The following is a 6552-nucleotide window of genomic DNA, read 5'->3' as shown; positions in this document are numbered from 1 at the left end:
ACGGGACCGCCATCCTTGGTACGGCATCACGCGAATCGACGGCCTTGAGTTTGACCTAACCAACGCACGTCGCGCGCTAAACCGACTCGTCGACACGCTCGACGCCGTCGCCCCCGATCGCTCATCACTCCGGTGGTTGCGACTGTCGAGCTCACCGATCCGCGCGAGGGCATCCGCGGCGATGATCGTCCCGTGAAGCGTGCGGAAGTCCTTCGCCGTGAAAGATGCTCCCGTGACCTCCCGCAAGTAGGCGTTGACCTCGGCGGGTGTGATCCGCATGCGACGGCGCCCCCGGCGATACGCGAGCAGGAAGGCCCCTGACTTCCCGGCTGCGAAGTCCGTGAGAGCGTCGGCGAGTGACTCGTCGGTGATCTCGATCGATGCCGTGCGACCGCTCTTGGCCGGGAACGACAGGGCGACCTCGCTGCCGGCCACGCGCACATCACGCCGTCGGAGCGTCGTGAGACCGCGGCTGCCGTGCCGAACCAGATATCGCTCGGACCCGATGCGCAGGGCCGCATCGTCGAGAAGTCGGAACGCGATGGCGAGAGCGCGCTCCCCCGTCTGCCCCTCCTGCGCGAGCGCCCTGGTGACCTGGGCTCTGGCGCGAGGAAGGACGGCCGCGAGATCGAGCGCACGTACGAACTTCCGGCGGTCCCGCGTCACACGCCACAGCGGGTGATACAGGTACTGCTTGCGCCCGGCACCGTCGACCCCCACGGCTTGGATGTGCGCGAGCGGGTCGGCCGCGATCCACACGTCCTGCCAGGCGGGAGGGATCACGAGATCGTGGATACGCTCACGATCGGCCTCGGGTGCGGTGTCCCCTGCCGGATCGACGTAGCGGAACCCCGACCCCGATCGCACGCGCCGGAAGCCCGGATCCTGCCCCGGTACCACCCGGATGAGTCTTGCCATCGTGTTTCCCCTCCTCGACTGTCTGCGATCGAGGATGCCCGGCCGTGTCTACCAGAGGAAGGGAGTGGCGTGGCGGGGTGCCGTCGTGCTATTCCCCGTCGGGCTCGGCGCGGGGCGCCGCGAAGGTGCTGCGCATGTGATCGCTCGTCAGGAAGTCGGCGATACCGATCATGATCAGGCTGAACACGATCTGCTCCGACACCATCCAGAGTGGGTAGAGCCCGGGGATCGCTGCCATCACGAGCGTGATCACCGGGAAGATCTGCGCGAACAGGCGCAGACGCTGATACGCCCACCGCCATCCGCGCTGCGCCCGCCACGCGAAGTAGAACAGGGTCGCGGTCATCGCCAGCACGACGAGCGTGCGCATCCAGACGGCGAACGAGACCGACGCGCCGTCGACTGCCAACGCGAGTGCGACGGCGACGGCGCCGACCCCGATGATCAGCTCGACGACCAGGAGCCAGATGATCCAGGTGAACGCACGCACGGTCTTGGGGTGCGTGCGGTCGGCCTCGCTGATGGCGACGCCCGCCTGCCGCCCGCCGGCGATCCGATCCAGTCGGAGGAGAAGAGACTCCAGAGCCATGATCGGAGCCTATTGCGTGCGGACCTCGTCGGGCTCCTCCATTCGATGGATGTCGACCACTCCGTTGGCCGCCGGGTCGACCGCGCGCTCGAGCACCAGGGCCAGCAGCCCGACAGCGAGGCTCCCCGCGATCATCAGGCCGATGAACCAGCCCTCCAGCCCGCCGCCGAGCAGGACGCCGGCGACGAGCGGCCCCATGATGGCACCGCCCTGGAACGCCGCGGAGTTGATGGCGTTGTAGCGACCGCGCGTACGGTCGGAGGCCAGGTCGTTGTAGATCGCGGGGACGGTGGGCTGCAGCATCGTCTCCCCGAACGCGAAGACGCCCATGTAGGCGATCACCCCGATGGCCGCGACCAGAGTGCCCGGCAGGAATCCGGTCGCGCCGAGCAGCACCCACGACAGCGCCCAGATGAGCGCCATCACCTGCATGACCCTGGTGCGCCTCTTGCCGGTGATCAGTTTCAGGACGGCGAACTGCAGCAGCACGATGACCGCGGTGTTCACGGCGAAAGAGATGCCGACGACCTGGGTGGAGACCTCGGAGACCTGTCGCGCGAAAGCCGGGAAGCCGGCCTCCATCTGCCCGTATCCGATGAAGACCGACAGGAACGTGAGAAGGGTCAGCCACAGCACGGCGGGGCGACGCAGGATCTCCCGGTATCCCCCGACGGGCGGGGCGTCGACCGCTGCCTCATGCTGCGTGCGCACGTGGCGGAGCGGCCCGAGAATCAGAGCGAGCGGGATCAGGCCGCTCGCCGCGTCGACGAGGAAGATCGTCGTGAAGGTGGCCGGCTCGGTGACATCGACGAAGAAGCCGCCGATCACTCCTCCGACGCCGATCCCGAGGTTCACCAGTGCGAAGTTGACGCCGAAGTACTGCTGGCGCACCTCCCCCTCGACCACGGTGGCGATGAGCGCGTTGAACCCCGGCCAGGACACACCGAAGTTCACGCCGATGAGCATGACGGCGACCGCGGCGACCGCCGGGTGCGTGGCGTAGGCGAGAAGCGTGCATCCGGCGATCATGGACAGCAGCCCCACGATCAGCACCTGTCGTGCGCCGAAGCGGTCGATCAGGGTTCCCCCCGGACCGGTCACGACCAGACCCGTGATCGCGATGAGACTCATCAGCGCCCCCGAGATGCCGAGGTCGAAACCGCGCACCTCGTGGAAGTAGATGATCGTGAACGGCAGTGTCATGCCGCGCCCGAGCGTCTGAACGGCCACGGTCGACAGCAACCAGCGCCCCTCGGTGGGCAGCGCGTTCCAGAAGCTCCTTATACCGATCACCTCGACATTCTTCCCGATGCCTGCGACATCGCCGTTCGGGAGCGGATTGTCGGACGACCCGGTATCTGCCATCATCACGAGCATGGCGCTGTCTCTCGAAGAATTCCGTTCCTCCCTGCTGGACGCCGTCTCCCGGCAGGGACTGGGCATCCAGCTCACGGATGCCCAGGCGCAGCAGGTCGCCGCCGACCCGCAGGCCAGCCGGAGCTGGTACGAGTACTGGCTGTCCACGAGCCCGCAGACGGCGCCTGTCGTCGATGCCTCCTCGACGACGGACGCCTCGCCGACCGCCGAGACGATTCCCCTCGGCGGGCATGACTTCGCGCGGGCGGCCGCGTTCGCATCCGCTCCCCCGGCCTACGGCGGAGGCCCGGCGGAATACGCCGGCCACGCCGTTCCTCCGACCTCCGGCGAGCCGCAAAAGAAGAGCCGGGTCGGCCTCTGGGCGGCGCTTTCGATCGTCGGTGCATTGCTGCTGATCGCGGTCATCATCGTGGTGGTGGCCTTCACGACCGCTCGTCACTGGACGAAGGTCGATTCGCCGGAGAAGCCGGAGACGTTCCACAGCGAGGAGTACGAGACCGGCCTGTACCTCGTGTCGGACGACGGAGTGAGCCCGTGCGCCGTCGACCAGGACTGGACGGACTGCATCGATGCGATGGAGTTCAACTACGCCGGAGCCTGCGCCGGCGTCGAACTCGTTCCTGCGGCCGTGACCCTCTGCGGACAGCACCGCGCCGAGATCGACCGCATGCGCGCGGAGGATTCGGAGGGTTCGGTCGTCGCCTCGCTCGGCGATTTCGGCCACCTCACCCGCACGCCCGAGACCGCGACGCGGCAGGTGTCCAACAACGACTATGAAGCAGCGGTCACCCACGAGGCCGTCTGCTACCTCGGCTTCCTCGGGGAGTGCGAGTAGCGGCGCGGAGGACGACCGCCCGCCTCAGACCGCCTCTCCTCAGACCTCCTCCTGCGGAAGCCCCACCTTCGCCTTCGCCCAGGAGCGACCGCGCGTGTCTTTGAGGATGTTGTACTCGACATCGACGTGCGGCTCGATCGCACTGTACTTGTCGTTCGGCGCACCGATCACGAGTTGGAAGCCGAGTCCTCTCCAGGCGCCGATCGCGCGCTTGGTGAAGTGGGCATCCGCCTTGATCAGAGCTTCGTCCATGAAGACCGGCGCGTAGCGCGGCCGTGCCGCCCCCGCGTCTCCGAGCTGGTAGCGCAGAGCAGCGCCGACGATGAAGGCGACGAGCTCCTGGGACTCCCCTCCGGACTTCTCGCCGATGTGATCGTAGAGCGCGACGTGCTCTCGTGTCGCGGCGGTGACCCGCTCCGCGCTCACCCGCACGTGGTTTCGCACGTCGATGAGTTCGGCGAAGTCGGGCGCCGTCCGACGCATCCGGGCGATGAGGCGGCTCATCTTGCGATACACGGCCTCCCGTTCCGCATCGGTCGAGGCCGCATCGATCAGTCCCCGCACCTCGCGGAGCTCACGTCGGAAGCGCTTGCGCGCCTCCGTCTGATTCTCCCGCGGGGTGATCTGCAGGCGGTGATCGTCATCGTAGAAGGGCAGCTCCTCCATGATGCGGTTGATGGGATCGATGCGATCCTTGATCTCGCGCAGCGAACGGCTGAGAATCGAGTCGAGACTCGTCAGATCGTTGCCGGAGAGCTTGAGGAGGCTGTCGCGCCACTCGGTCTCCAGCTCGTGCAGTCCATTGGTCTGGAGCGCCTCCAGAATGCTCTCGAACTCCCCGACCGACGCGTCCGGATCCGGCAGGAGCGTCAGATTGTCCCACCGCTCCAGGAACCCGGTCATGAGTCGTCGCATGCTCTCGCGCTGCTGCTCGTGGGCCTCGGCGGCCTCGCGGCGATCCTCGTGAAGGCGCTGGGCCGCGGTTCTCAGCGCGGTGTCCAGGTGCGCCAGGCGCTGCGCCGCGGACGGAGTGTCCCCCGTCTCGGAATGCAGGAATCGACCATCGAGGAACGACGTGTGCCGCTCCCCCATCTCGAGTCCCGATGCCGCGGCCGCATCGATGACGCTCTGACACGCGTCGACGTCGTCGGTGACCTGGCCCCAGTGATCCTGCGTCTGTGTGGGCTCATTGCTCATATTCCGCGACCCCTTCGGCATCCGCCCGCTGATCCTGGGTCGTCGTCCCTCGACGGTCGACGGTGCGCACGGCAAGGACGAGTGGGTCGTCGCCAGCGAATCGCTCGTGCTCGAGAACGGCGACTACGAGGTCGTGCGCGAGGTCGAGCCCGGCGAGGCCGTCTTCATCACCAACGACGGCGAGCTGTTCTCCAAGCAGTGCGCGACGGCCGCGACTCTCGCACCGTGCGCCTTCGAGTACGTCTACCTCGCCCGCCCCGACTCCGTCATGAACGGCATCTCGGTGTACGAGTCGCGGCTGCGCATGGGCGATCGTCTCGCCGACACGATCGCCAAGCACGTGCCGATGGACAAGATCGACGTGGTCATGCCCATCCCCGACTCCTCGCGCCCCGCCGCGATGGAGGTCGCCCGCAAGCTCGGCATCGAGTACCGCGAGGGCTTCTACAAGAACCGCTATGTCGGTCGCACCTTCATCATGCCGGGGCAGGCGGTGCGCAAGAAGAGCGTCCGTCAGAAGCTGAACGCGATGTCGACCGAGTTCCAGGGCAAGAACGTGCTCCTCATCGACGACTCGATCGTGCGCGGGACCACTTCGAAGGAGATCATCCAGATGGCGCGGGATGCCGGGGCCGCCTCGGTGACCTTCGCCTCTGCAGCTCCTCCCGTGCGGCACCCGCACGTGTACGGCATCAACATGCCCTCGCGGCACGAGCTCATCGCTCACGGGCGGACGATTCCCGAGATCGCCGAGGAGCTCGGCTGCGACCACCTCGTCTATCAGGAGGTCGAAGACCTCAAGGCGGCGATCATCGAGGGATCGGCTCTCACCGACCTCGACATGAGCTGCTTCGACGGCCGCTATGTGACCGGCACCGTATCGGATGAGTATCTGGCCTGGGTGGAGGGGTCGCAGACCTCATGACGATGCCGAGCGCACGACCGCTGTGGCAGGGTCGGGCACTCGCACTCGTGGGGATCGTCCTGGTGGCGTTCTCGCTGCGCTCGGCGGTCGCCTCGCTATCGCCGGTGATCGATCATGTCGCCGCGGACTTCCCGGTCTCGCCGGTCGTCATCGGCCTGATCGGCGCCGCGCCACCGGTGTGCTTCGCGATCTTCGGTCTGCTCACGCCGCTGTTCGAGCGCCGATTCGGTCTGGAGCGGATGGCCGTCGCCGCGATCACGCTGATGGCTCTGGGGTTGCTCCTGCGCGGCTTCGCCGTGGATTCGACGACCCTGCTCGCGGCGACGGCCGTGGTGTTCGCGGGGGTCGGCTCGGGCAACGTGCTGCTGCCGCCACTGGTCAAGAAGTACTTCCCCGATCGACTCGGGGTCATGATGACCATCTACTCGACCACCATGGCGGTGTCGACCTTCCTACCTCCGCTCGTCGCGGTGCCGGTGGCCGACTCGCTGGGCTGGCGGGTGTCTCTGGGCATGTGGGGCATCGTCGCAGGCATCGCGCTGGTGCCCTGGGTGGCGCTTCTGCTGAAGAACGGCCCGCGATCGGGTGAGCCGGTGAAGACGGAACTGCTCGTCCCCGATCCCACCGACGGTGTCGACGACGTGCAGGATGCGGTGGCCGTCGCGACCGGTCCGATCTCGACCGCTCCGGCGAACCGTCGCGTCGGGTCCC

Annotated in this window: 6 protein-coding genes and 1 pseudogene; 3 read left to right on the top strand and 4 right to left on the bottom strand. The window is 67.4% G+C overall.

All coding sequences use genetic code 11. The annotated features are described in order from the left end of the window. From KZA10_RS05700 to KZA10_RS05690, 3 genes are all read right to left on the bottom strand, one after another. A partial coding sequence (locus KZA10_RS05700) for a DNA topoisomerase IB (protein WP_256934458.1) occupies positions 1–918 on the bottom strand: 918 nt, incomplete at its 3' end. An 88-nt stretch (positions 919–1006) separates the two neighbouring features. Continuing rightward, complete coding sequence (locus tag KZA10_RS05695) at positions 1007–1507, bottom strand: hypothetical protein (RefSeq protein WP_218682392.1); 501 nt, start codon at positions 1505–1507, stop codon at positions 1007–1009. 9 nt (positions 1508–1516) lie between these two features. Further along, positions 1517–2872: an MFS transporter gene (locus tag KZA10_RS05690; RefSeq protein WP_256934457.1), complete on the bottom strand. Its 1356-nt coding sequence runs from the start codon at positions 2870–2872 to the stop codon at positions 1517–1519. Between the two features lie 10 nt (positions 2873–2882). Between KZA10_RS05690 and KZA10_RS05685 the strand changes: the two genes are divergently transcribed. After that, positions 2883–3719: a hypothetical protein gene (locus KZA10_RS05685; protein WP_218682390.1), complete on the top strand. Its 837-nt coding sequence runs from the start codon at positions 2883–2885 to the stop codon at positions 3717–3719. Between the two features lie 39 nt (positions 3720–3758). Here KZA10_RS05685 and KZA10_RS17770 read toward each other — a convergent pair whose 3' ends face one another. Further along, entirely contained in the window at positions 3759–4202 is a 444-nt protein-coding gene (locus KZA10_RS17770; protein ID WP_256934459.1) for an SbcC/MukB-like Walker B domain-containing protein, read from the bottom strand. Positions 4203–4908: 706 nt separating this feature from the next. Between KZA10_RS17770 and KZA10_RS05675 the strand changes: the two are divergent. Together KZA10_RS05675 and KZA10_RS05670 are read left to right on the top strand one after the other, a co-directional pair. Continuing rightward, positions 4909–5841, top strand: a pseudogene (locus KZA10_RS05675) (amidophosphoribosyltransferase); the annotation flags it as partial. Next, a partial coding sequence (locus KZA10_RS05670; RefSeq protein WP_218682389.1) for a CynX/NimT family MFS transporter occupies positions 5838–6552 on the top strand: 715 nt, incomplete at its 3' end. The pseudogene KZA10_RS05675 and the gene KZA10_RS05670, both read left to right, overlap by 4 nt.

Origin of the sequence: Microbacterium sp. BF1, assembly GCF_019279095.1 — a bacterium.
Classification (GTDB): domain Bacteria; phylum Actinomycetota; class Actinomycetes; order Actinomycetales; family Microbacteriaceae; genus Microbacterium; species Microbacterium maritypicum.
Note: the sequence above shows the minus strand (reverse complement) of the source record. Positions and strands in the feature narration are given on the sequence as shown.